At 72.7% G+C, this 23,505-nt stretch carries 19 protein-coding genes and 3 pseudogenes; 7 read left to right on the forward strand and 15 right to left on the reverse strand.

All coding sequences use genetic code 11. The features are described from left to right. Positions 1-115 precede the first annotated feature (115 nt). Both ABZV34_RS09710 and ABZV34_RS09715 read right to left on the reverse strand, forming a co-directional pair. Entirely contained in the window at positions 116-1,714 is a 1,599-nt protein-coding gene (locus tag ABZV34_RS09710) for an alkaline phosphatase D family protein (RefSeq protein ID WP_356273012.1), read from the reverse strand. A 215-nt stretch (positions 1,715-1,929) separates the two neighbouring features. After that, on the reverse strand, positions 1,930-3,435 hold the full coding sequence (locus tag ABZV34_RS09715) for a PLP-dependent aminotransferase family protein (RefSeq protein ID WP_356273014.1): 1,506 nt from the start codon (positions 3,433-3,435) through the stop codon (positions 1,930-1,932). Positions 3,436-3,482: 47 nt separating this feature from the next. Here ABZV34_RS09715 and ABZV34_RS09720 point away from each other — a divergent pair. Then, positions 3,483-4,313 (forward strand): annotated as a pseudogene (locus tag ABZV34_RS09720) (DMT family transporter); the annotation flags it as partial. Between the two features lie 72 nt (positions 4,314-4,385). Here ABZV34_RS09720 and ABZV34_RS09725 read toward each other — a convergent pair. After that, positions 4,386-5,216: an alpha/beta fold hydrolase gene (locus tag ABZV34_RS09725; RefSeq protein WP_356273016.1), complete on the reverse strand. Its 831-nt coding sequence runs from the start codon at positions 5,214-5,216 to the stop codon at positions 4,386-4,388. Between the two features lie 254 nt (positions 5,217-5,470). Between ABZV34_RS09725 and ABZV34_RS09730 the strand changes: the two genes are divergently transcribed. Both ABZV34_RS09730 and ABZV34_RS09735 read left to right on the forward strand, forming a co-directional pair. Next, positions 5,471-6,355: an RNA polymerase sigma-70 factor gene (locus tag ABZV34_RS09730; protein WP_356273018.1), complete on the forward strand. Its 885-nt coding sequence runs from the start codon at positions 5,471-5,473 to the stop codon at positions 6,353-6,355. A gap of 250 nt (positions 6,356-6,605) precedes the next feature. Next, a complete protein-coding gene (locus ABZV34_RS09735; protein ID WP_356273288.1) occupies positions 6,606-7,367 on the forward strand; it encodes a GntR family transcriptional regulator in 762 nt (253 codons plus the stop codon). A gap of 224 nt (positions 7,368-7,591) precedes the next feature. On the opposite strand, the gene ABZV34_RS09740 is transcribed toward ABZV34_RS09735, so the two are convergent. The 3 genes from ABZV34_RS09740 to ABZV34_RS09750 form a co-directional block, all read right to left on the reverse strand. Beyond that, positions 7,592-8,749, reverse strand: coding sequence for an ROK family transcriptional regulator (locus ABZV34_RS09740; protein WP_356273019.1), 1,158 nt, complete (start codon positions 8,747-8,749; stop codon positions 7,592-7,594). A gap of 99 nt (positions 8,750-8,848) precedes the next feature. Continuing rightward, entirely contained in the window at positions 8,849-9,511 is a 663-nt protein-coding gene (locus ABZV34_RS09745) for a response regulator transcription factor (protein WP_356273021.1), read from the reverse strand. Positions 9,512-9,631: 120 nt separating this feature from the next. Beyond that, positions 9,632-10,780, reverse strand: a complete 1,149-nt coding sequence (locus ABZV34_RS09750) for a histidine kinase (protein WP_356273023.1) — start codon at positions 10,778-10,780, stop codon at positions 9,632-9,634. 108 nt (positions 10,781-10,888) lie between these two features. Between ABZV34_RS09750 and ABZV34_RS09755 the strand changes: the two are divergent. Next, a pseudogene (locus ABZV34_RS09755) lies at positions 10,889-11,831 on the forward strand (ATP-binding cassette domain-containing protein). Further along, positions 11,828-12,553, forward strand: a complete 726-nt coding sequence (locus ABZV34_RS09760) for an ABC transporter permease (RefSeq protein WP_356273025.1) — start codon at positions 11,828-11,830, stop codon at positions 12,551-12,553. Before ABZV34_RS09755 ends, ABZV34_RS09760 begins: the two are co-directional and overlap by 4 nt. Before the next feature lie 9 nt (positions 12,554-12,562). Here ABZV34_RS09760 and mug read toward each other — a convergent pair whose 3' ends face one another. The 9 genes and pseudogenes from mug to ABZV34_RS09805 all read right to left on the reverse strand — a co-directional run bounded on the left by mug (position 12,563) and on the right by ABZV34_RS09805 (position 22,699). After that, positions 12,563-13,120 carry a G/U mismatch-specific DNA glycosylase gene (mug, locus tag ABZV34_RS09765; RefSeq protein ID WP_356273290.1) on the reverse strand — a complete coding sequence of 186 codons (558 nt, stop codon included), beginning with the start codon at positions 13,118-13,120 and terminating at the stop codon, positions 12,563-12,565. Then, positions 13,117-14,559 carry an adenylosuccinate lyase gene (gene purB / locus ABZV34_RS09770; protein WP_356273027.1) on the reverse strand — a complete coding sequence of 481 codons (1,443 nt, stop codon included), beginning with the start codon at positions 14,557-14,559 and terminating at the stop codon, positions 13,117-13,119. The genes mug and purB overlap by 4 nt, the downstream gene beginning before the upstream one ends. Positions 14,560-14,737: 178 nt before the next feature. Further along, positions 14,738-15,520: an SGNH/GDSL hydrolase family protein gene (locus ABZV34_RS09775; RefSeq protein ID WP_356273029.1), complete on the reverse strand. Its 783-nt coding sequence runs from the start codon at positions 15,518-15,520 to the stop codon at positions 14,738-14,740. Between the two features lie 183 nt (positions 15,521-15,703). Further along, complete coding sequence (locus tag ABZV34_RS09780; protein ID WP_356273031.1) at positions 15,704-16,717, reverse strand: hemolysin family protein; 1,014 nt, start codon at positions 16,715-16,717, stop codon at positions 15,704-15,706. Beyond that, positions 16,714-18,042, reverse strand: coding sequence for a hemolysin family protein (locus ABZV34_RS09785; protein WP_356273033.1), 1,329 nt, complete (start codon positions 18,040-18,042; stop codon positions 16,714-16,716). Before ABZV34_RS09785 ends, ABZV34_RS09780 begins: the two co-directional genes overlap by 4 nt. Positions 18,043-18,248: 206 nt before the next feature. After that, on the reverse strand, positions 18,249-18,674 hold the full coding sequence (locus ABZV34_RS09790; RefSeq protein ID WP_356273035.1) for a GNAT family N-acetyltransferase: 426 nt from the start codon (positions 18,672-18,674) through the stop codon (positions 18,249-18,251). Positions 18,675-18,863: 189 nt separating this feature from the next. Next, positions 18,864-19,097: pseudogene (locus ABZV34_RS09795) on the reverse strand (LLM class F420-dependent oxidoreductase); the annotation flags it as partial. A gap of 70 nt (positions 19,098-19,167) precedes the next feature. Next, entirely contained in the window at positions 19,168-21,735 is a 2,568-nt protein-coding gene (locus tag ABZV34_RS09800; RefSeq protein WP_356273037.1) for an ABC transporter permease, read from the reverse strand. A 7-nt stretch (positions 21,736-21,742) separates the two neighbouring features. Further along, positions 21,743-22,699, reverse strand: coding sequence for an ABC transporter ATP-binding protein (locus ABZV34_RS09805; RefSeq protein ID WP_356273039.1), 957 nt, complete (start codon positions 22,697-22,699; stop codon positions 21,743-21,745). A gap of 149 nt (positions 22,700-22,848) precedes the next feature. Between ABZV34_RS09805 and ABZV34_RS09810 the strand changes: the two genes are divergently transcribed. Both ABZV34_RS09810 and ABZV34_RS09815 read left to right on the forward strand, forming a co-directional pair. Then, positions 22,849-23,112: a toxin-antitoxin system HicB family antitoxin gene (locus tag ABZV34_RS09810; protein ID WP_356273041.1), complete on the forward strand. Its 264-nt coding sequence runs from the start codon at positions 22,849-22,851 to the stop codon at positions 23,110-23,112. Between the two features lie 4 nt (positions 23,113-23,116). After that, on the forward strand, positions 23,117-23,491 hold the full coding sequence (locus ABZV34_RS09815) for a fic family toxin-antitoxin system, toxin component (protein WP_356273043.1): 375 nt from the start codon (positions 23,117-23,119) through the stop codon (positions 23,489-23,491). Positions 23,492-23,505: the final 14 nt, after the last annotated feature.

The following is a 23,505-nucleotide window of genomic DNA, read 5'->3' on the forward strand; positions in this document are numbered from 1 at the left end:
GGGTGCCCGGCGAAGCAGGCGTCGGCGCGTGCGGCCACGCGGGCGCGCACCGGGGGATGACTCCGGTGCGCGACCCGACACGTCGAGGGTACGGGAGTCGGGAGAGGCCGTGGAGCTACTGACCCACACGCCCCGGCCGGAGCACCTGGGTGAACAGCACGGCGCCGTCCTGTTCCCGCAGACGCACCGTCAACTCCCCGCTGTCGCCGTCGATGTCGACCTCGCCGAAGAACTGGTAGCCCTCGGCGGGAGAGACGTTGGCGGCCGTGGGCGCCTTGACGAAGACCCGGTCCGGCCCGAAGGTGCCGTCGAGGGCGCTCGCCGGGAACGCGCCGGCGTTGAGCGGTCCGGAGACGAACTCCCAGAAGGGCTCGAAGTCCTTGAACGCGGCCCGCGACGGGTGGTAGTGCTGGGCCGAGGTGTGGTGCACGTCGGCCGTCAGCCACACCGTTCCGGTGATCCTCCGGTGCTTGACGAACCGCAGCAGTTCCGCGATCTGCAGTTCGCGGCCGAGGGGAGCACCCGGGTCGCCCTGGGCGACGGCCTCGAAGTTCGGCCTGCCCTCACCCGGGTCGGGCACGACCAGCCCGAGCGGCATGTCGTTGGCGATCACCTTCCACACCGCGCGTGACGCGGCCAGTTCGCGCTTGAGCCACTCCAGTTGTTCCCGCCCGAGGATGCCCTGCGGGTCGGTGGTCTGGTCGTCGGCCGAGTTGGCGTTCCGGTAGGTACGCATGTCCAGCACGAACACGTCCAGGAGCGGGCCGTGGTGGACGGTCCGGTAGATCCTGCCGTCCGGGCGCCCGTTGATCGTGGAGATCGGGAAGTACTCGGAGAAGGCGCGCCGGGAGCGGACCGCCAGGTCGTCGAGTGCCGTACCCGCCGGGTAGGGCGTGCCGGTCCCGATGACCTCACCGGGGTACCAGTTGTTGCGGACCTCGTGGTCGTCCCACTGGATGATGTTCGGCACCTGCGCGTTGAAGCGGCGCAGCGCGGAATCCAGCAGGTTGTAGCGGAAGTTGCCCCGGTAGTCGGCCAGGGTGACCGCGACGTGCGCCTTCTCCTCGGTGGTGACGTTCCGGTAGACGCCGCCGTCGGGGAGCGCCGCGGTGGCCGCGATCGGGCCGTCGGCGTAGATGTTGTCGCCGCTGCACAGGAAGAAGTCCGGGTCCACCTTCGCCATGGCGTCGAAGATCCGGTAGCCGCCGATCGACTCGTTGATGCCCCAGCCCTGTCCGGCCAGGTCACCGGACCAGACGAACCGCACGTCCCGACGCCGTTTCGCGGGCGCGGTGCGGAAGGTGCCCGTCACCGGCTCGCCGGTACGCCGCGGGTCGTCGGCGTCGGCGAGCAGGACGCGGTAGTGGATCTGCTCGCCCGCGGGCAGCCCGCGCAGCCGTGTCGTACCGGTGAAGTCCGTGTCCGCGCCGAGCAGCGGGCCGTGCCATCTGCGCGGGTTGCGGAACGACTCGGTCGCGGACGTCTCGACGATCATCCGGGCCGGACGGTCGGAACGGACCCACACCAGACCGGAGTGCGCGCTCACGTCGCCGGCCTGGACGCCCCAGCCGGCCTTCGGCCGTCCGGACAGGGCCAGCGCAGGGGCGGCGCCGAGCGCGGTGGGCAGCGCCAGCGCGGCCGAGGCGGCCAGCGTGCCGCGCAGCACGCTGCGGCGGCCGGGGAGCGGGAGGGGGCCTTGCGGACGGTGTGACATGAACGCGCCTCCAGGGACGGATTCGGCCGGTATACAAGCCCACAACTACTGGTACGCCGCAGCGCGTACGGAAACCGCGAGTGAACAACTAGCCCCGCGGGCAACGGAATCGGCGGCGGCCACCTCCCGAGTCGCACGTGCGTCGGCCGGTGCTCGCACGGGTGGGTGGGCCGGGCTCCTCACGCGCCCCCGCGCGAGTTCCCCACCCGAGCCGCTCACCCGGCCGGCCCGGCCCGTACCGCCTCCGCCAGCAGCCGCACCCCTTCGCGGATCCGCGCGGGGGACCGGTGCGCGTAACCGAGGACCAGACGTACGCCACCCGCCCTCACGGCCCGCTCGTAGTCCGTCAGCGGACGCACCGCCACCCCGGCCGCGGTCGCCCGCAGCAGGAAGTCGGCCCGAGGCCCGTACCGTTCGGGCAGCGCGGCGATGACGTGCAGCCCCGCCGCGATCCCGGACACCTCCGTACCGGGAAAGTACTCCGCGAGAGCGGCGACGAGGGCGTCCCGCCGCTCCCGGTAGGCGCGCCGGCATCGGCGCAACTGCCGGTCGTAGTCGCCCCGTTCCACGAAGCGCGCCAGGAGCGCCTGGTCGACGACGGGGTTCCCCAGATCCATGGTCCGCTTGCGCGCGACGACCTCCGGGGCGAGTGACGCCGGTACGAGCAGCCAGCCGAGCCGCAGACCGGGCGCGAGCGACTTGCTGACCGACCCCGTGTAGGCGACCCGCTCGGGATCGAGCCCCTGAAGCGCCCCTACGGGAGCCCGGTCGTAACGGAAGTCCCCGTCGTAGTCGTCCTCGATCACCAGCCCCTCCACCGAGCGTGCCCAGTCGAGGAGTTGGGCGCGGCGCCGCGCGGAGTACGCGATCCCCGAAGGGAACTGATGGGCGGGCGTCGTCACCACCGCCCGTACGCCTGACGCCCGCAGCGGTCCCATGGCCAGCCCCTCCCCGTCCAGGGGCAGCGGTACGGTGCCGACCGCGGCCGAGGCGTACAGGGCGTCGTGCTCGGGACTGCCGGGGTCCTCGACGCCGACGGCGCGCGTCCCGCGCGCGTGGAGCACGAATCCGAGCAGCGTCATCGCCTGCGCGACCCCGGACACCACGACCACGCGTTCCGGTTCCGCGACCACGCCACGGCGTCGCACGAGCAGTTCCGCCACGGCGGTGCGCAGCCGGGGCAGGCCACGCGGATCCGGGTAACCCAGCGCGTGGTGCGGCAGTTCGGCGAGCACCCCGCGCTGGGTGGCGGCCCAGGCGGCGCGCGGGAACAGGGACAGGTCCGGTGTCCCGGGAAGGAAGTCGGCGCAGGTCCCGGTCGGCCGCGGGGCGAGATCGCGGGCGGCCGGGCGGCCCGCTCGAACGGCGTCGCCGACCCAGGTCCCCGCGCCCCGGTCGCTGCGCAGATACCCCTCGGCGGTCAACTGCTCGTACGTCTCGGTGACCAGCCCTCGCGACACACCGAGATCGACGGCCAGTTCGCGGCTGGACGGCAGCCGGGTGCCCGGCGCCAGCCGGCCCGTACGGACCGCCTCCCGCAGCGCGGCCTGAAGAGCGCGGCCCCGCGCGCGTGCCGGCGCCGAAGCGGCCGGCAGGAGCAGTTCCCAGGCGGCGCTCCACAGGGCTGGGGCCGCCTGGCCGGGGCCGCGCGCGGCGGAGGCGGCCGGGGGACCCGGGGCGGCGTCGTCCGGCTCGCCGTGACTGGTCCCCGATGACGTCATGGAAGTGGACCTTAAACCGGACCACGGCGCTTCGTAGCGTCACCGTCATGAACGCCACCACCAAGGGGTCGCTGCTCGCCGCCCTCGCCTGTGTCCTCGTCGGAGGCTCCTTCACCGCCAACAGCGTCCTGGGCGACTACCCGTACGCGGGGGGCCAGTTCCTGCGCTACGGCCTCGCCTGCGCGCTGCTGCTGCCCCTGGCCGGCCGCAACGGCACGGCACCGCTGCGCCGGCTCGCACTCCGCCAGTGGGCGCGGCTCGCGCTGCTCGCGGCCGTGGGCATGGTCGGATTCAACCTCGCCGTGCTCGCGGCGGAACGCACGGCGGAACCGGCCGTCCCAGGGGTCTTCGTGGGGTGCGCGCCGGTCGTCGTGGCCGTGCTCCTCCCCCTCGCCGAGGGGCGCCGCCCGCGACGCCGGGTCCTGTACGGGGCGACGCTCGTCGCCCTGGGCGCCTGCACCGTCCAGGGCTGGGGCCGTACCGACGGCGCGGGCATCGTGTGCTCGGTGTGCGCGCTGGCCGGCGAGGCGGGCTTCGCGGTCCTCGCCGTGCCGGTGCTGCGCCCCCTGGGCCCACGGCTCCTGTCGGCCACCGTGTGCGGGATCGCCGCGCTCGAGTCCGCGGCGGCCGGGATCCTCGCCGACGGCGGATGGCTGCGGACGCCGGACGCCGCCGAGACCACCGCGCTGCTGTGGCAGGCGGTGGTGGTCACGGTCGTCGGCTTCGTGGCCTGGTACATGGGCGTGCAGCGCATCGGCGTGGAGCGCGCCACGCTCTTCTCCGGCCTCATCCCCGTCGCGGCGGCCTGGACCGCACCGCTCGTCGGCACGGGCACGTACGGTGCCGCGCAGGCCGTCGGCAGCGTGCTGGTCGGTACGGGAGTGGCCCTGGGCTCCGGTGCCCGGGTGCGCCCTGCCGGGAAGCGCGCCCCGGCCGCCGGCGCGCGGTGTTCAGCGGCTGCCGTCGAGGATGACGCGGGCGACGAGCGCGGGGTCGTCGTTCATCGGGACGTGCCCGCAGCCGGGCAGCCGCACCAGCCGGGCCCGCGGAATGATCTGCTTGGCGCGGATCCCCTGACGGCGCAGCAGCAGCCGGTCCCGGGTACCCCAGGCCACGGTGACGGGCAGTCCGGGGACGTCGTCCGTGAACTGGACGGCGGTACCGGCCCGCAGCGTGTCGGCGAATCCCTCGGCGTGGGCCAGCGCGAGGGTCTCGGCGACGACGGCCTCGGGTGAACGGCGGCCGGGCCGGGCGTAGATGGTGCTGGTCAGGGCGGCGCGTCCGACCGCGGTCCGCGAGAGACGTTCGACCGCGGGAAGCGGCAGGCGCTGCGCACCCTGCCGCATCGCCATCAGCACTCCGAACGCGTACCGCCGCTCGGCCGTCGTCCAGAAACCGGCGGGCGACAGCGCGGTGACGGACCGGACGAGCTTCTCGCGGCCCAGTTCCAGGGCCAGGAGTCCGCCCAGCGAGTTGCCCGCCACATGCGGCCGGTCGAGCTCCAGCGCCTCGCAGAGCGCGCCGAGCACGGGCACCACCGTGCCGAGGCCGTGCGTGAGCCCGTCGGGCAGCGCCGGGGACGCGCCGAATCCCGGCAGGTCGACGGCTATCACCTCGCGCTCGGCGGCCAGGATGTGGACGACCGGGTCCCAGGCCTGCCGGTGGTGACCGATGCCGTGCAGCAGGAGCAGCGGTTCGCCGGTGCCCACGCGCGCGTAGGACATGGTCACGGTCTTCGGGCCGTGCGCGGAGGGGAGGCTGAAGGAGACCGTGGCGGACATGTTGCTGCTCCTCGTCTGGTGACACGCTGTCGGAACCGACGTCGTAGACAGCTTGTCAGCAACCGCTACCGACGGGTAGCCCCCGGTGGTCGCGAACCGCGCGACACTCCCGGGTGCCCGCCGTCGCCCCGCGCCCACCTCACGTACGCCCGTCAACTCCCCCTGCGCACCCCTGGATCGCCCTCCCGCCGCTCCGCTCCGGGCGGAGCCCGTGCCGCCTGGACAGGACGGAACGCGTCGGCTGGGATGGAGCCGTGACCACCGACACCGCGACCGAGGTCTTCGAAGAACACCGCTCCGTCCTCATGGGCGTCGCCTACCGCATGCTGGGCCGGGTGGCCGACGCGGAGGACGTGGTCCAGGAGGCCTGGCTCCGCTGGGCGGGTGCGGACCGGAGCGAGATCCGAGAACCGCGCGGCTACCTGGTGCGCGTCACCACCCGGCTCGCCATCGACCGGCTGCGCCAGGTGCGGTCGCGCAAGGAGGCGTACGTGGGCCCGTGGCTCCCCGAACCGTACGTCACCGACTTCGGGGACGCCGTCGAGGACACCGCCGAACGGGCCGTGCTCGCCGACTCCGTCTCGCTCGCCGTCCTCGTCGTCCTGGAGTCCCTGTCCCCCCTGGAACGCGCGGTGTTCGTGCTCAGGGAGGCCTTCGGCTTCCCGTACGCGGAGATCGCCGCCGTTCTGGACCGCGGTGAGCCGGCGGTGCGACAGCTCGCCGGGCGGGCCCGCAGACACGTCGGGGAAAGGCGCCCGCGCTATGAGGTCGACCCGGCCGAACGCCGTGATCTGACCGAACGGTTCCTCGCCGCGGCGGCGAAGGGGGACCTGAAGGGACTCATGTCCCTGCTGGCGCCTGACGTCCGGCTGGTCGGCGACAGCGGCGGTCTGTCCAAGGCGCCGCTGCGGGTCATCGAAACGGCCGACAAGGTGGGCCGCTTCCTCGTCGGCGCCGCGCGGAAGGGCGCCTCCGACCTCTCCTTCCGCCTCCTGGAGCTCAACGGCGGCGCGGCGCTGCTGGCGCTGTCCGGGGACGAGCCCGACAGCGTCTTCCAACTCGACGTCGTGGACGGCCGGATCCAGTGCGTCTACATCGTGCGCAACCCGGAGAAGCTGGTGTCCCTGGGCAACCGGTAGTCGCACCAGGCCCCTACCAGCCGAAAGCCCCCGTTCCGCGGACGGGGGCTTTCGGCGTCATGTCACGAACATCGCCCAGCGCGAACGGTTTGTGAACGCTCCGCGCCACCCGCCTATGCAATGCGTAAGGGATCGAGGATTGGTCTTGACCAAGGGTGAGGGCGGCTTTATGGTCGCAGAGATAGTGCAGGAACCTTTAATAAACAAGGGCGCTAAACGCCGCCGGGTCACGGCGATTGCGGAGGACAGGGTGGGGACCACGCAGCTGGAAACGGTGCCGGAGCCTAAGTACTGGCATCTCAGGACAGTGCTCAGCGAGGCACTGGACTCCGAGTTCTCGGTGGGGGAGATCCTGCCCAACGAGCGCGACCTCGCGGCCAGGTTCGGGGTCGCCCGCGCCACCCTGCGCCAGGCACTCGAACAACTGGAGCTGGAAGGGCGACTGCAGCGGCGCCGCGGAGTGGGCACCACCGTGGCCCCGCCGCGCGTGGGCGTGGCCGTCGGATCCGAGCAGCACGTGTGGCCGGGTGCGGTCGGCGACGCCTGGCAGCCCATGGACTGCGCGACGGCGGTTCCGCCCGTCTCGGTGGCCGACGCCCTGGACACGGGCCATGACGTCGCGGTGCACACCATCCGCCGTTCCCGGGGTACGCACGGCCAGCCGGTGGCCGCCGAACTGCTCTACGTCCCGGCGTCCTCGGTGCCCGACCTCTCGGCGATAGACACGCCCGAGGGGGCGGCACGCGCGCGTGCCGTGCTGCGCGAACTGCAGCGCCTCGACCTGGACGGCCAGGACCGCGCCGTGGAGCTCGGCTCGGCCCGCGCGGACGACGCCAAGGAGCTGGACCGGCTGCCCGGAGCGCCCGTCCTCGTCGTCACGACCCGGTTCCGCGCGCTGGGGCGCACCGCGGCGGTCTCCGTGGCCACCTACCGTGCCGACACCTGCCGGCTGACCTTCGGGGACTCCGGCGGCGTGCAGATCCACCACGACCCCGAGCGCAGGGCCTCCTGAAGTCCTGAAGCTCGGGCTCCCGCCGAGCCGTAGCCGTCGCGCCCCGGACACTCCGGGGCGCGACGGCTTTTCGCCGACCGGGCCTCACCAAAAGGGCCTTGCGTGAAGGGCCTCACCGACCCGAGGCCGCCGGCCGGGCTCCGCCCACCGGTCTCTGGCGTCGGCCCTCGTCGTCCGGCCCGGTGTGCGGTCCCCGGCGTCGGGCCGGGCCTCGCGGCCGACCTTCAGCGGCGTGCCGTCACGGTCCCCTCCACCGCGAACAGCTCCTCCTCCACATGGTCGAGGGCCAGCCGCAGGGCACCCGTCGCGATGGCGGCCTCGCCCAGCAGGGAGAGCGTCACCTTGGGCGGCCGAAGACAGTAGCGGGCCAACTCGCGCCGCAGCGGCTCCAGTACGCCGTCCAGGCCGGCCGCCCAGCCGCCGATCACGACGAGTTCGGGATCGAGGGCGAGGGCCAGCGCCGCCACGTCGTGCACGAGCCGCTGGATGAAGCGGTCGACCGCCGCGCGGGCCCGCTGGTCGCCGCCCTTGGCGAGCGCGAAGACCTCGGCGACGGCCTGCTCGTCCAGCGGGTGCAGCGGCTCGTCCGTGGTCGACAGCAGCGTCTCGGGGGTCGCCTCGCTGCCCAGCAGATGCAGCGCCCCGATCTCTCCTGCGGCGCCCCCGTATCCCCGGTGCAGCCGCCCGCCGATCAGCGAACCCGCGCCGGGGCTCAGCCCGGCCAGCACGAACACCACGTCGTCCGACTCGGTCGCCGAACCCTTCCAGTGCTCGGCGACCGCCGCCGCGTTGGCGTCGTTCTCCACCAGCACCGGGCACTTGAAGGAACGGCTCAGCCGCTCGCCCAGCCGCAGCCCCGTCCACTCCGGCAGCGCCGTGCCCAGTCGTACGGTGCCGTCCGCCTCGACGATCCCGGGGCTTCCCACGCCCACCGCGCGCAGGGAGCTGCGGGCGACGCCGGCCCGGCGCAGCAGCTCGGCGACCGCCGTGCGCAGCCGGTCGAGCCGCTCGTCCGCCGGCGCCGTCTCGTCGACCTCCTTGGAGAGCGCGCCCAGTACGCGTCCGTCCAGATCGGCCAGGAGCACGCTGACGCGGTGCGGACCGATCTCCAGCCCCAGCAGATGACCCGCCTCGGCCCGGAACCTGAACCGGCGTGCCGGTCGCCCCTGGCGCCGTGCGGCGCCCTCCTCGGCCGCCTTCTCGACCACGAGTCCGGCCTCGATCAGCCCTTCGACGACGCCCTCGACCGTGGGCCGCGACAGTCCGGTCACCCGGGTCACCTCGGTGAGGGTCGCGCAGTCAGTGGTCCGCAGCGCGTGCAGCACCACCGCGGAATTGATCCTTCGCAGCAGAGAAGGGTCCCCGCCGGTCAACCGCCCCAACGTCCGTCCTCCCAGCTAGCGCGCGTGTTGGCCGGATCGTACTCGGAGCGGCGCGCTCCGGCGAGGGCCGGGGACCCCTTCGTCACCGGCGGGTCGTACTCAGCCCGGGGCCACGAACCCCGACTCGTACGCCGCGATGACCGCCTGAGTGCGGTCCCGGGCGCCCAGTTTCGCCAGTACGGCGCTGACGTGTGACTTCACCGTCTCCGTGCCGACCACCAGCCGCGCGGCGATCTCCGCGTTCGACAGCCCCCGTGCCATCAGCCGCAGCACGTCCGTCTCCCGCTCGGTCAGCGCGGCCCGCTCCATGGCAGCCCGTGCCGCGGGACTGCCCGCGTCGACTCCGTACGCGGCGGCCAACTTCCTTACGGACGCGGGGAAGAGCAGGGACTCGCCCTCGGCGACCAGCCGTACCGCGTGCACGATCTCGGCGGGCCGTGCCCGCTTCAGCAGGAATCCGTCGGCACCCGCGCGCAGTGCCTCGTAGACGTACTCGTCGTTCTCGAACGTCGTCACCACGAGGATCTTCGGCGGATCGCTGACGGTCCGCAGGACGGCGCGGGTGGCCTCGATGCCGTCCATGAGGGGCATGCGGACGTCCATGGCGACCACGTCCGGACGCAGCCGCCGTACCAGCGGGATCACCGCGGCGCCGTCGGCCGCCTCCCCGACGACCTCGATGTCCGGCTGCGCCTCCAGGACGGCGCGCAGCCCGGCCCGTACGAGGGGTTCGTCGTCGACGAGGAGAACGGTGACCGGCATCCGGCCAGCGTAGATCACACCCTACGGACCGTCAGGGGCCGTGCCCGGTAGAGCCGTTGCGGACCACCGTACGCCACCGGTGCCGGGCGGTAGGGACCGGCCGGTGCCGACCGGCACGGATCAGCGCAGTGGCAGGTCCACGCGCACCTGCCAGTCGCCCCCGTCGGGTCCGGTGCGCGCCCGTCCGCCCAGCAGCGCCGCCCGTTCCCGTATCCCGCGCAGCCCGCTGCCACGGCCCGGCCCCGGTACCTCCCCGTTCAGCGGACTGCGGACCTCCAGCCCGAGGCTGCCGTCACCGACCGCGATGCGCACCCGGACCGGCACACCGCCCGCGTGCCGCAGCACGTTGGTGAGCGACTCCTGCAGGATGCGGTACCCCTCGCGGGACACCGGCCCCGGCACGGTCTCCAGCGGACCCGTCACCTCGGCGTCGACCTTCGCCCCCGAGGCGCGCGCCGAGTCCAGGAGCCGGTCGGCCTCGGTCAGCGTCGGTCTGCCGCTCGCCGGCCGCCCCGGCTCGCGCAGCACACCGAGCACCCTTTCGAGATCCTCCAGGGCGGCCCGGCCGGTGTCCTCGATGGCACCGAGGGCCCGGTCGGTGAACGCGGGGTCGCAGGCCGCCCGTGCGGCGCCCGCCTGCACCACCGCCACCGTCAGCGCGTGACCGATCGAGTCGTGCAGCTCACGGGCGATGCGCGTGCGCTCCAGAAGCTGCTCGGTGCGCTCCTCCAGGGCGGAGAGCCGCTCGGCGGGGGACGGGCCGAGAAGACGGCGCGCGACGGCCGTGGTCAGCTCGCCGAGGCCGACCACGCCGCCGTAGAGGGCGAGCAGCGGGAACGGGACGAGGAGCGCGTAGGCCCAGTGCGGACGGGACACCGACACGACCGGGCCGGCGACCGGGCTCCACGCCGCCCTGAGCACGTCGACGGCGATCACCGGCAGCCAGACGGTGAGCACGGACGCCGCCACGCCCAGCGCCATCCGCGTCTCCAGCCAGAGCACGGTCCGCCATCTGTCCCGCCACGTGGCCGAGGGCGCGACCGAGAGGGCCGTGTCCTCGCTGTCCCGTGCCAGCATGTGGCGCGCCTGCACCCCCTCGCCGCGCCGCACGGCCGGGATCAGCCCCAGCGGGATCAGCAGCGCCGCGGGCACCCAGGGCTTCGACATGTCGATGAACAGCCACACGCTGACGAACAGCATCGGCACCCACAGATGCAGCAGGCGCGTGTATGTGGTCCCCCGCGACAGCGGGCGCAGAAGGCGGGCCATCGCGCCATCGTGCCAGGCCGCGCCGGCGGCCGGGGTCCCCCGGACGGGGGAGACGATCTCCACCCGCGGGGGAGGTGGCGACCCGTCAGTGGGGGCCACGCTGGGCCCATGACCAGTATCGACGTCCAAGACCTGACCAAGGAGTACGGCGGCAGGCGCGCCGTGGACCACCTCACCTTCCGGGTTCTCCCCGGCCGCGTCACCGGATTCCTCGGGCCCAACGGCGCCGGAAAGTCCACCACCATGCGGCTCGTCCTGGGCCTGGACCGGCCCACGTCCGGCAGTGCCCGCATCGGGGGCCGCGCCTACGCCGGCCTCCACGAGCCGCTGCGCCGCGTGGGTGCCCTGCTCGACGCGGGGGCCGCGCACGGATCACGCACCGCCCGTGACCATCTGCGCGCGCTCGCCGCGAGCAACCGCGTCCCCGAGCGGCGCGTCGACGCGGTCCTCGAGGAGGCGGGACTCGCGTCGGTCGCACGGCGCCGGGTGAAGACGTACTCCCTGGGCATGCGCCAGCGTCTGGGCATCGCCGCCGCGCTCCTCGGCGACCCGCCCGTGGTGCTGCTGGACGAACCGTCGAACGGGCTCGACCCCGAAGGGATCATCTGGATCCGGGAGTTGATGCGAGAGCTGGCCCGGGAGGGCCGCACGGTCCTCGTCTCCAGCCACCTCATGAACGAGACCGCGTCCTTCGCCGACCACCTCGTCGTCCTCGGCCGGGGCCGGCTCCTCGCCGACACGCCCATGCGCGAGTTCATCGACGCGCGGGTGCAGCCCCGGGTGCGGGTGCGCGCCACCGAGGGGGCCGCGCTGGGCGACCTGCTCGCCCGGCACGGCATCGAGGCAGCGCGGGGGGGACGACGGACGCTGGACCGCCCTCGACGCGCGTGTGGAGGACATCGGGCGTCTCGCGGCGGCCGCGCAGCTGCCCCTCCTCGAACTCGCCACGGAGGAGGCGACGTTGGAACAGGCCTACCTGGATCTGACGGCGAACCGGACCGAGTTCGCCGGCACGCCGGCCACGACGCGGCGCCAGGAGGCCCGATCATGACGTTCGTACCCGCACTCCGCGCCGAATGGATCAAGATCCGTACGCTGCGGTCGCTCGTCGGGGGACTGGTCGCCGTCCTCCTGGCCACAACGGCCTTCTCCGCGCTCGCGGGCCTCGACGACTCGGGCGGCCAGGACTTCGACCCGCTGTTCTCGGTGTTCTTCGGTGTCAGCTTCGGGCAGATCGCGGCGATCACCTTCGGCGCGCAGGTGGTCTCGGCCGAGTTCCAGGGCGGCGCCCTGCGCGTCTCGCTCGCCGCGGTCCCCGACCGTGTGCGGTGGTTCCTCGCCAAGGCGGTGGCGATCGCGGCACCGGTGCTGCTGACCGGCCTGGTCACGGGAGGCGCGAGCCTGGCCGTGGGCACCTCGGTGCTGGGCGACAGGGCGAGCGGGCTGGGTGGGAGCGAGGAACTGCGCGGAGTCGTCAGGTGTGCCGTCTATCTGACGCTGATGGCCCTGTTCGCCGCGGGGCTCGCGGCCGTTCTGCGCAGCGGTGTCGCCACTCTGAGCATCCTCGTCCCGTTCCTCCTGATCGTGTCCTTCGTCGTCGGGGGAGCCTCGGGCACCGTGGCCGACTTCCTGCCCGACAAGGCGGGACAGGCGGTGCTGCACGCGTCGGCGGACGGCGGCCCGGGGCCCTGGGCCGGGCTCGGGGTGACCGCGCTGTGGGCCGCCGGCGCACTGCTCGCGGGCGCGTGGAGTGTGCGCCGCCGGGACGCGTGACCCGGGGAGCTAACCGCGCCGGTCCTCGGCGGCGGCCGACCGCAGGCGTCCGAACTCCTGCGCCATCGTCGCGGCCGTCCAGTGCGCGTTGAGCCCACTGGGATTCGGCAGCGCCCACACCCGGCTGGACCCGATCGTGCGCTCCTGCGGGCCGATCGCGGCCCCGCGTTCGCCGAACGCCGACCTGTACGCGGTGATCCCCACCACCGCGAGCAGCCGCGGCCGCAGCCGCTCCACCTTCGCGACGAGCAGCCGGCCGCCGTCCCGGTACTCGTCCGGGGTCAGCTCGTCGGCCCGCGCCGTCGCCCGCGCCACCACGTTGGTGATGCCGAGCCCGTACGACAGCAGTTCGTCCTGTTCCGAGGGCTTCAACTGGCGGGGTGTGAAGCCCGACAGGTGGAGCACCGGCCAGAAGCGGTTCCCGGGTCGCGCGAAATGGTGGCCCGTGGCGGCCGTCATCAGGCCGGGGTTGATACCGCAGAACAGAACGTCGAGGCCGTCCGCGACGACATCCGGCACGAGCCGGTCGCGGGCGGCCTCCAGGTCCGCGGGGGTCAGCCGCGTCAGAGGATCGCCCCCGGCGTGTAGCCCGCGGCCTCCGGGTGCTGCTTCACGATCTCCTCGACACGGGCCACGACGACGGCGACCTGGTCGGCGGCGGCGCCCGTGAAGGACAGCTTGTCGGCCATCAGGTCGCCGAGCTGCGCGCGGTCGAGCGGGATGCGCTCGTCCGCGGCGAGCTTGTCCAGCAGCTCGTTGCGCTCGGCGCCCCGCTCGCGCATCGCGAGGGCGGAGGCGACGGCGTTCTCCTTGATCGCCTCGTGCGCGACCTCGCGGCCGACGCCGGCCCGCACCGCGCCCATCAGGACCTTGGTGGTGGCGAGGAACGGCAGGTAGCGGTCGAGCTCGCGCGCGACGACGGCCGGGAACGCGCCGAACTCGTCGAGAACGGTGAGGAAGGTCTCCAGCAGACCGTCGAGCGCGAAGAACGCGTCGGGCAGCGCGACCCGGCGCACCACCGAGCAGGAGACGTCGCCCTCGTTCCACTGGTCGCCCGCCAGCTCGCCGGTCATCGAGGCGTAGCCGCGCAGGATGACCATCAGACCGTTGACGCGCTCGCAGGAGCGGGTGTTCATCTTGTGCGGCATGGCGGACGAGCCGACCTGGCCCGGCTTGAAGCCCTCGGTGACCAGCTCGTGCCCGGCCATCAGCCGGATCGTCTTGGCCAGCGACGAGGGGGCGGCCGCCAGTTGCACCAGCGCGGTGACGACCTCGTAGTCCAGCGACCGCGGGTAGACCTGGCCGACGGAGGTGAAGGCCTGCGAGAAACCGAGGTGTCCGGCGACGCGCCGCTCCAGGTCCGCGAGCTTCGCCGCGTCCCCGTCCAGCAGGTCCAGCATGTCCTGCGCCGTGCCGACCGGGCCCTTGATGCCGCGCAGCGGGTAGCGGCCGAGCAGCTCCTCGACCCGGCCGTACGCGACGAGCAGCTCGTCGGCGGCGGTCGCGAAACGCTTGCCGAGGGTGGTCGCCTGTGCCGCGACGTTGTGCGAGCGGCCCGCCATGACCAGCTCGGCGTACTCGCCCGCGAGCTTGCCGAGCCGCGCCAGTACGGACACCGTGCGGTCGCGCATCAGCTCGAGCGAGAGCCGGATCTGCAGCTGCTCGACGTTCTCGGTGAGGTCCCGGGAGGTCATGCCCTTGTGCACCTGCTCGTGCCCGGCGAGGTCGTTGAACTCCTCGATCCGCGCCTTCACGTCGTGCCGGGTGACCTTCTCGCGCTCGGCGATCGAGGCCAGGTCGACCTGGTCGAGGACGCGCTCGTAGTCGGCGATGGCGGCGTCCGGCACCTCGATCCCGAGGTCCTTCTGCGCCCGCAGCACGGCGAGCCAGAGCTGACGCTCCAGCCTCACCTTCTGCTCGGGGGACCAGAGCGTGGCGAGCTCGGCGGAGGCGTAGCGTCCGGCGAGGACGTTGGGGATACGGGGCTTTGCGGGCGCGGCAGTCACGTGGACGGATTCTACTGGCGATTCCTGCAGGCCAGCGCCGGGGGGTTTGTCGGAGGAAGCTACGAAAGCGCCTCCACCTGTGTGGACCGCGTGGTGCCGCCGGCGTCGGCCCGCTCCGCCAGGACGGTACGGGTACGCCTACGCCGACGACCCTTCGTACGGCGACGGAACGGGATGCCTACCCCAGCGGGCCCTCGTACGGCAGCAGCTCCGGCCGTTTGGCCGGGCGGCCGTCGCCCGACGAGCGGCCCGTGAGCCGTCGGCCTATCCACGGCAGCAGGTGCTGCTTGGCGAAGCGGACGTCGGCGGTGCGGCGGGCCGTCCAGCCGGGCGGCGCCGTGGGCGGCACCGGCGCGTGCCAGTCGGGGTCCTCCGCCGCGAGGCCGAGCGTCTGCCAGACGGCCTCGGCGACCCTGCGGTGCCCGTCGGCCGTCAGGTGCAGCCGGTCCACGTCCCACATCCGGGGATCGGAGAGCGACGGCGCCCCGTACAGGTCGACGACCAGCGCGCCGTGCCGCTTCGCCAGGTCGTCGACGAAGCCGAAGAGCTCCTCCATGCGCGGCCGGAACCGTTCGAGCACCGGGCCGTTGCGGCCGGGGCTGCGCATCAGGACGAGCTGCTCGCAGGCGGGGGCGAGCCGCTCCACGGCCTCCTCCAGCAGCCCGCGGACCCGCCCCATGTCGACCTTGGGGCGCAGGGTGTCGTTGAGGCCGCCGACCAGAGTGATCACGTCGGGCCGCATCGCGACCGCCACGTCCACCTGCTCGGCGACGATCTGTCCGATGAGCTTGCCGCGCACCGCGAGGTTCGCATAGCGGAAGGCGGGGGTCAGCGCGGCCATCCGGCCGGCCAGGATGTCGGCCCAGCCGCGGTACGAGCCGTCGGGCAACAGGTCCGACATGCCCTCGGTGAAGGAGTCGCCGACCGCGACAAGACTGGTGTACGTGGCATTCGTCTGCATGGCGGAAAAGATGGTAACCCGCGCGCGTACTCGTCGGTCGGTCGGGCCTCCCGGTGCCCGGTGCCCGGTGCCCGGTGCCCGGTGCCCGGCGTCCGGCGCACGGCCCCGGCGCCCGGCGCACGCCGCGCGGTCGGCGCCGGCCGTCCGGCACCGACCGACGCGTCACACCGCGTGGCCGACGCGTCACACCGTCTGGTCGAACAGCTCCCGCAGCACGTCCTCCATCGTCACCAGCCCCGAGAGACGTCCGTCGCTGCCCATGACCGCCGCGAGATGCGTCCGGCTGCGCCGCATCGCGGTGAGCACGTCGTCCAGCGGGGTGCTCTCCCGGACGCGCGCGATGGGCCGCATGTCCCCCACCTGGAACGGCACGTCGCGCGGCACCGCGTCCAGCGCGTCCTTGACGTGCAGATAGCCGACGATGCGGCGCGCCTCGTCCACCACCGGGAAGCGCGAGAACCCGGACTCGGCGGACAGCCGCTCCAGCCCCTCGGGGGTGACGCCCACACTCGCGTACACGACGCCCTCCAGCGGGAGGACGACATCGCGCACGGGCCGGCGCCCGAGCTCCAGGACGTCGTGCAGCCGCTCCTGGGCACGGTTGTCGATGAGCCCGGCCGCTCCGGAGTCCTTGACCAGCCGGGCCAGTTCGTCGTCGGAGAAGGCCGCCGCGACCTCGTCCTTGGTCTCGACCCGCAGCAGTGCCAGCAGGCCGTTGGCGAAGGCGTTGACGGTGAAGATCACCGGGCGCAGGGCGCGGGAGAGCCCGACCAGCGGCGGGCCGAGCACCAGCGCGGTGCGCACCGGCTCCGCCAGCGCGATGTTCTTCGGGACCATCTCGCCGAACAGCATGTGCAGATACGTCGCCAGGGTGAGCGCGATCACGAACGAGACTACGTGGCCCGCGCCCTGCGACACACCCACGGCGTGGAACACCGGCTCCAGCAGGTGCGCGATCGCGGGCTCGGCCACGATGCCGAGAACCAGCGTGCACAGGGTGATGCCGAGCTGCGCGGCCGCCAGCAGCGCGGACACGTGCTCCAGCCCCCACAGCACACTGCTCGCCCTGCGGTCGCCCCGCTCGGCATGGGGCTCGATCTGGCTGCGGCGCACCGAGATCAGCGCGAACTCGGCGCCCACGAAGAAGGCGTTCACGACCAGCGTCGCCAGGCCGATCAGCAGTTGTACGGCGGTCATCGCTTCCCTTCCTCGTGCTGGTCGAGCGGTGCGTGCAGCAGCACCCGTGCGGCCCGTCGCCCCGAGGCGTCCACCACCTGGAGCTGCCACCCGGCGACCTCGACGCTGTCCCCGACGGCCGGAATGCGGCCGAGCTCGGTCGCGAGGAAGCCGGCCAGCGTCTCGTACGGGCCGTTCGGGACCCGCAGCCCGAGGCGGGCCAGCTGGTCCGTGCGGGCCGCCCCGTCGGCCGAGTAGAGGCTGCGCCCCTCGCTGTCGGCGTCGGCCGGGGCCAGGTCGGGGGTCTCGTGGGGGTCGTGCTCGTCGCGGACCTCGCCGACGACCTCCTCGACGATGTCCTCGAGGGTGGCGACCCCGGCCGTGCCGCCGTACTCGTCGATGACGACGGCCATGGTGCGCTTGCCGGAGAGCCGGTCGAGCAGCCGGTCGACGGTCAGCGACTCCGGTACGAACAGCGGCTCGCGCATGATCTTGGAGACGGTGGTGCGGCCCCTGCGCTCGGCGGGCAGCGCCAGGACGTCCTTGATGTGCGCGATGCCGACGACGGCGTCGAGACTGCCGCGGTGGACCGGGAAGCGGGACAGGCCGGTCGCCCGCGTCGCGTTCGCCACGTCCTCGCAGGTCGCCTGGATGTCCAGCGCGATGACCTGGACGCGCGGGGTCATCACGTTCTCCGCGGACAGGTCGGCGAGGTTCAGTGTGCGCACGAACAGCTCCGCGGTGTCCGCCTCCAGGGCGCCCTGCTTGGCGGAGTGCCGGGCGAGGGCCACCAGCTCCTGGGGCCCGCGCGCGGAGGCCAGCTCCTCGGCGGGTTCGAGGCCGAAGCGGCGTACGACATGGTTCGCGGTGTTGTTGAGATGTGTGATGAACGGGCGGAACGCGGCGCTGAACCAGCGCTGCGGCGTCGCCACCCGCCTGGCCATGGCGAGCGGCGCGGAGATCGCCCAGTTCTTGGGCACCAGCTCGCCGACGACCATCAGGAAGAGGGTCGACAGCGCCGTACCGATGACCAGGGCCACCGACATCGACGCGGAGGGGGAGATCCCGGCCGACTCAAGGGGCCCGGCGAGGAGCTTGGCGATCGACGACTCGGAGAGCATGCCGACGACCAGATTCGTGACGGTGATGCCGAGCTGGGCGCCGGAGAGCTGGAAGGTGAGGTTCCGTACGCCCTTGAGGGCGCCCGCGGCGCCGCGCTCGCCGCGTTCGACGGCACGCTCCAGCTCGCTGCGCTCGACCGTGGTCAGCGAGAACTCCGCCGCGACGAAGACGCCGCAGGCCAGCGAGAGCAGTACCGCCACCAGCAGGAGGAGTACTTCGGTCATCGGGTCACCTCCGTCCCATGATCGGCCAGGGTCGGGGGGATCGCGCGATGTCGGGTACCGGGAGGTTCGCCCATGGGCGGACGCTCACACCTTTCACTGAACCGACTGAGGCGGCTGAGCCGACTGAGTCATTGGGAGGATGTGGTGATCTGACGATCCTCCAATGGTAAAGGATGAGCAAAGAGCCGTCTCCGGCGGGGCGGGGCCTAGCGGGCGAGCGGCTTCACCCACCGTCGCCAAGCCTCCTCCGGCGCGTACCCGGCCGCCCGCCACGCATGCTGAGCGGTCTCGTTCCGGCGCAGCACCATCGCGTCCCCGCGTCGCCCCCCGAGCCGTACGAACCGCTCCTCGGCCGCGGCGAGCAGGGCCGAGCCGATCCCGAGCCGCCGTCGCCCGGGATGGACCGCCAGGCGGTACAGATGGCAGCGCCAGCCGTCGAAGCCCGCGATCACCGTCCCCACGAGCTCCCCCTCCCGCTCGGCCAGGATCAGCGCCTCGGGGTCACGGGCGACCAGCCGCTCCACGCCGTCCCGGTCGTCACTGATGCTCGTGCCCTCGGCGGCGGCCCTCCAGAAGGCCAGCACGGTGTCGAGGTCCTCGGGCGTCGCGGCCCGGATCAGCAGGTCGGTCATGCGCCGATCCCATCACGCGCCCCGGGGGGCGACCCGGAATTCCACCATCTGGGATGTGATGATCCGGACGACCCCGAAGGCGGGCCGCGGGACGGCCTCACCTCAGGGGCAGGCCGTGCGACACGGTTCAAGGGCAGGTCGCGGGACACGTCCGACGACAGGTCACAGGACGGGGCTGGGGGGCGGATCGCGGTCGTCGGTGACGGCGACGATCCGGATCAGCGGGTGGAACTCGGCGGGCACCTCGCGTCCCGCGGCGTGTGCCCGGTACACGGCGACGCGTTCGCCGAGTTCCCCGGCGGTGAGCGGTTCCAGCGCCCCGCCCGGCGTGGTACGCGCTCCGGTGAACACGACGATGTCCGCGTGCTCGGCGGCCGGCCGCGGCATCCGGTCGCCGTTCGCGCCGATCAGCAGGGGCACGCGAGACGGGGGCGCGAACTCTCCTCACTCACCGGTGACTTGTCCTCAAAGGGGCGGAGCGGAGCCGCGCATCTCACTCGTGCGCGATCGCCGCCAGTACGTTCATGCGCGACGCGCGCAGCGCCGGCAGCAGCGCCGCGACGATGCCCACGACGGCCGAACCCACCACCACTGCCGCGATGGTGGCCCAGGGAACGGCGAACGCCGTCAGGCCCTGGAGCGCGAGCACCTGCTGTACACAGACGCCCCAGACCAGCCCCAGCACGAGACCGAGGACGGCGCCGAACACGGCGATCACCACCGACTCCAGGCGGATCATCCGGCGCAACTGGCGGCGGCCGAGGCCGATGGCGCGCAGCAGTCCGATCTCCCGGGTGCGCTCGACGACCGACAGGGCCAGGGTGTTGACCACACCGAGCACCGCGATGACGATCGCGAGTCCGAGCAGGGCGTACACGAGATAGAGCAGTACCGCGATCTGATCGTGGACCAGCTTCTTGTAGTCGGCCTGGTCACGCACCTGTACCTGCGGATACGGCTCGAGCGTCTTCTCCAGCCGGGAGCGCAGCTGGTCGGCGCCGGTGCCCGAAGCCGCGTTCACGTACAGGGTGGAGTCCTGTCCGCCCGGCACGTACTTCTCGATCGTGCCGAAACCGGCGTACAGGCCGCCCTGCATGCCGAACCCCTCGGCGGACTCCTGGTCGGTGAGCGCGGCCACCGTCAGATCGGCGTGCCGCCCGGCGGGGAACTCGACGGGGACCGTGCTGCCCACCCGCACGTCGTGCTCCCGCGCGAACTTCGCGTCCATCGCGAGATGCCCCGCGCCCAGCGCCGCCGCGGTGTCCCCCTGGGCGTACCTGAGATGGGCGACGTCGTCGAGGCGCGGATCGTAGCCCGCGGCGGTGGTCTTGATCCGCTTGCCGTCCGGCAGCCGCACCGCGACCGGGGTGAACCGCTGGCGGACGACGAGAGCGACGCCGTCCGTGCCGCGCACCTTGTCGGTGACCTCCTGCGAGAACGGTACGAAGTTGCTGTTCTGGATGACGAAGTCGGCGCCCAGTGTCTTGTCGATCTGCTGGTCGAAGGACTTGCTCATGGAGGCGCTCGCCACGGACATCCCGCCGACCAGGGCCAGGCCCACCATCAGGGCGGACGCCGTGGCACCGGTGCGCCGGGGATTGCGCAGCGCGTTGCGCTGGCTCATCCGGCCGACCGACCCGAACAGCGCAGGGAAGGCCCCGCCCAGAACCTTGATCACCGGCCGGACCAGGAGCGGGCCCGCGATCACCGTCGCCACGAGGGTCAGCACGACCCCGAGTCCCAGCAGCGAGCCGGCCGTCGAGGTCTTCGACGCCGCGACGCACCCGCCGAGCGCGGCGACGCCGGCCAGCCCCACGACCGAGCCCACGACCCCCCGTACCCGCAACGGCCTTCCCAGACCCGCGACCTCGGCGTCCGCGAGGGCCGCCATCGGGGAGACCCCGGCCGCGCGCCGGGCGGGGAGGTACGCCGCCACGAAGGTGACGCCGACCCCGACGACGTACGACGCGACGGGGGTTCCCCAATTGATCACCATCTCGGTCGACTTCAGGTTCATCCCGAACGCGGTCATCAGCTTGATCAGCCCGACGGCGAGCCCGATCCCCGCGGCCAGGCCGAGCGTCGAGCCGACCAGTCCGAGCAGCAGCGCCTCGGTCAGCACGGACCGTCGTACCTGCCGCCGGTCGGCGCCCAGCGCACGCAACAGGCCCAGTTCGCGCGTGCGTTGGGCGATGAGCATCGAGAAGGTGTTGACGATGAGGAAGACACCGACGAGTACGGCGATCCCGGCGAAGCCGAGCATCACGTACTTGATGACGTCCAGGAAGCCGCCGAGTTGTGCGGCGGCGTCCTTGGCCTGCTCGTCGGCCGTCTTCAAGTCGTACGTGCTCGTGCCGAGTTCGGCCGCGACGTGCTGCTTGAGCACGGCGTCGTCGACGCCGGGCGCCGCGTCCAGCGAGATGCTCGTGGCGGCGGAGGTGCTGCCCAGCAGCCTGGTCTGCGCCGTCGGGGTGTCGAGGAACAACAGCGCGGCACCGGGGTTGGTGGTGGTGAAGGTGGCGATGCCGACGATCCGCACCTCGAACGTGCCGGGTTGCGCCTGCACCGTCAGGGTGTCGCCCATGCGGACGTGCTTGCGGTCGGCGGTGTCCGCGTCGAGCAGCGCCTCGCCGGCGCCGTGCGGAGCGTGGCCGGAGGTCAGCTTCACCGGACTGCGTTCGCTGGGCTGCCAGTTGGTGGCGATGGTCGGCGCGCCCGAGGTCGGCCCGACCGACTCGTTCCCGCGGTCGACGATGGTGAGGTTCTCGACGGCCGCGTCGACGTGGGCGGCCGAGACGCCGTCGACCTTCGCCAGCCGGTCCGCGAGCGAGGCGGGCAGTGTCGGGGTGGCGCCGGTCGGGATCTGTGACGTGAGCTCGTTCCTGGGCGACACGGTCACATCCGCCGAGGTGGAGGCGAAGAGCCGGTCGAAGGTACGGGTGACCGTGTCCGAGAAGATCAGGCTGCCGGCGACGAACGCCACGGACAGCACGACGGCCAGCGCGGAGAGGAGCAGCCGCCCCTTGTGGGCGAGGAAACTGCGCAGAGTCGCCTTGAGCACGGCCGCCTCAGTCCTTGTCGTGGGATACGTGGCCGGTGCCGCCGTCGGCCGTCACACCGCCGGAGTCCGCCGCGGAGTCCGCTCCGGGGGGTGCGGCGCGGTCGGCGCCCGTTTGGGGAGGTACGACACCCGTGTCCCCCTTCCTGGGGTGGGATTCCCCGTCGCCGGGTGCGGAGCCCGAGAGGCCCGCCCGGACGGTGTCGAAGCGTTTCATGCGCTCCAGCACCGCTTCCGCCGTCGGCCGCCGCATCTCGTCCACGATCCGCCCGTCCGCGAGGAAGAGCACCAGGTCGGAGTGGGCGGCCGCGCCGGGATCGTGCGTGACCATGACAACGGTCTGGCCGAGCTCGTCGACCGCCTCACGCAGGAAGCCGAGGACCTCCAGACCCGCGCGGGAGTCGAGATTGCCGGTCGGCTCGTCCGCGAAGATCAGCTCGGGGCGCGAGGCGAGCGCCCGCGCGCAGGCGACGCGCTGCTGCTGGCCACCGGAGAGCTGTGCGGGACGGTGCTTGAGCCGGTCGCGCAGCCCGAGTGTGTCGATGACCTGGTCGAGCCACTTCGGGTCGGGCCGCTGACCCGCGATGTCCATCGGCAGCGTGATGTTCTCGGCCGCGCTGAGCGTCGGGATCAGGTTGAACGACTGGAACATGAAACCGATCCGGTCCCGGCGCAACCGGGTCAGCTCGCGGTCCTTGAGCCCCGTGATCTCGGTGTCGCCGAGCCACACCTGTCCGGCCGAAACGGTGTCGAGCCCCGCCAGGCAGTGCATCAGGGTCGACTTCCCGGAGCCCGAAGGGCCCATGACCGCGGTGAAGCGGCCGCGCGCGATGGCCACGTCGACCGAGTCGAGGGCGAGGACGGCCGTCTCGCCCGAGCCGTACGCCTTCGTCAGACCGCGGGCGCGGGCCGCCGTCCCGTCGGCGTCCCCCTGGCCGACGGCGTGCTCCGCAGCTGATGTGGGCAAGGCCGCCTCCTGAGTGGTCGATGTCCCGGCATCCGTGTCCCGGCCGAGCGTAATGTGATCCCGTCCACAGGGGGTATCCCTTCCGGGTTATTGGGCCGGCCGTCCTCCGGCCCTTGCGGGTGCTAGCACTTCGGCGCTAGCTTCGGAGTATGGCGAAGACTCAACTGAACGTGCGGGTGGACGAGGGCACGGCCCGGGCCGCCCGCGAGCGGGCCCTGGCGCGCGGCATGAGCGTGAACCGCTACATCGAGGAGCTGGTCAGACAGGACACCGGGGAGGTGGGTCACACCTTCGTCGATGCCGCCTCCGACTTCATGAAGCAGTACGAATCCGTCTTCGCCGAGGAATTCGGCGCGGACCGCGAAGGCGCTCGTGAAGGCATCCGTCCGGGCTCGCGTGAAGGTCGTCGTTGATCCGTTGAGCAGTCTCAGAGTCGACCTTGCCTGGCTTCTCATGATCGCCGAACAGAAGACGCCCGGAGACCCCCAGGTCACCGACTGGGGAGCCCTCGTCGCCGCCGTCAGCCGGCACGAGGCGGAGATACTCGGCATTCCCGTCTACGACAGTCCGCACGCCCGCGCCGCCGCACTGCTCCAGCTCCTGCTGCACGTCCCGGCGCTCGAACGCTCCAACGCGATGTTCGCCTCGGCCGTCGCGTACGCCTATCTCGTCGCCAGCGGCCTCAAGGTCGTCACCTCCCCGGAGCAGGTGCGCGATCTCGCCCGCCTGGTGAAGGGCGGCGAGGCGACCGTGCACGACATCGCACAGGAACTGCGCCAGTGGAGCCTGTGACGCGTCGGCCGCTG

Origin of the sequence: Streptomyces sp. NPDC005195 (assembly GCF_040608315.1) — a bacterium.
Lineage (GTDB): Bacteria > Actinomycetota > Actinomycetes > Streptomycetales > Streptomycetaceae > Streptomyces > Streptomyces kaempferi.

Excerpts from the sequence above, each read along its gene's own strand:
- ABZV34_RS09710 (WP_356273012.1), bottom strand. The coding sequence starts at position 1,714 with ATGTCACACCGTCCGCAAGGCCCCCTCCCGCTCCCCGGCCGCCGCAGC.
- ABZV34_RS09715 (WP_356273014.1), bottom strand. The coding sequence starts at position 3,435 with ATGACGTCATCGGGGACCAGTCACGGCGAGCCGGACGACGCCGCCCCG.
- ABZV34_RS09725 (WP_356273016.1), bottom strand. The coding sequence starts at position 5,216 with ATGTCCGCCACGGTCTCCTTCAGCCTCCCCTCCGCGCACGGCCCGAAG.
- ABZV34_RS09745 (WP_356273021.1), bottom strand. The coding sequence starts at position 9,511 with ATGCCGGTCACCGTTCTCCTCGTCGACGACGAACCCCTCGTACGGGCC.
- ABZV34_RS09750 (WP_356273023.1), bottom strand. The coding sequence starts at position 10,780 with ATGGCCCGCCTTCTGCGCCCGCTGTCGCGGGGGACCACATACACGCGC.
- ABZV34_RS09760 (WP_356273025.1), top strand. The coding sequence starts at position 11,828 with ATGACGTTCGTACCCGCACTCCGCGCCGAATGGATCAAGATCCGTACG.
- ABZV34_RS09775 (WP_356273029.1), bottom strand. The coding sequence starts at position 15,520 with ATGCAGACGAATGCCACGTACACCAGTCTTGTCGCGGTCGGCGACTCC.
- ABZV34_RS09780 (WP_356273031.1), bottom strand. The coding sequence starts at position 16,717 with ATGACCGCCGTACAACTGCTGATCGGCCTGGCGACGCTGGTCGTGAAC.
- ABZV34_RS09785 (WP_356273033.1), bottom strand. The coding sequence starts at position 18,042 with ATGACCGAAGTACTCCTCCTGCTGGTGGCGGTACTGCTCTCGCTGGCC.
- ABZV34_RS09790 (WP_356273035.1), bottom strand. The coding sequence starts at position 18,674 with ATGACCGACCTGCTGATCCGGGCCGCGACGCCCGAGGACCTCGACACC.
- ABZV34_RS09810 (WP_356273041.1), top strand. The coding sequence starts at position 22,849 with ATGGCGAAGACTCAACTGAACGTGCGGGTGGACGAGGGCACGGCCCGG.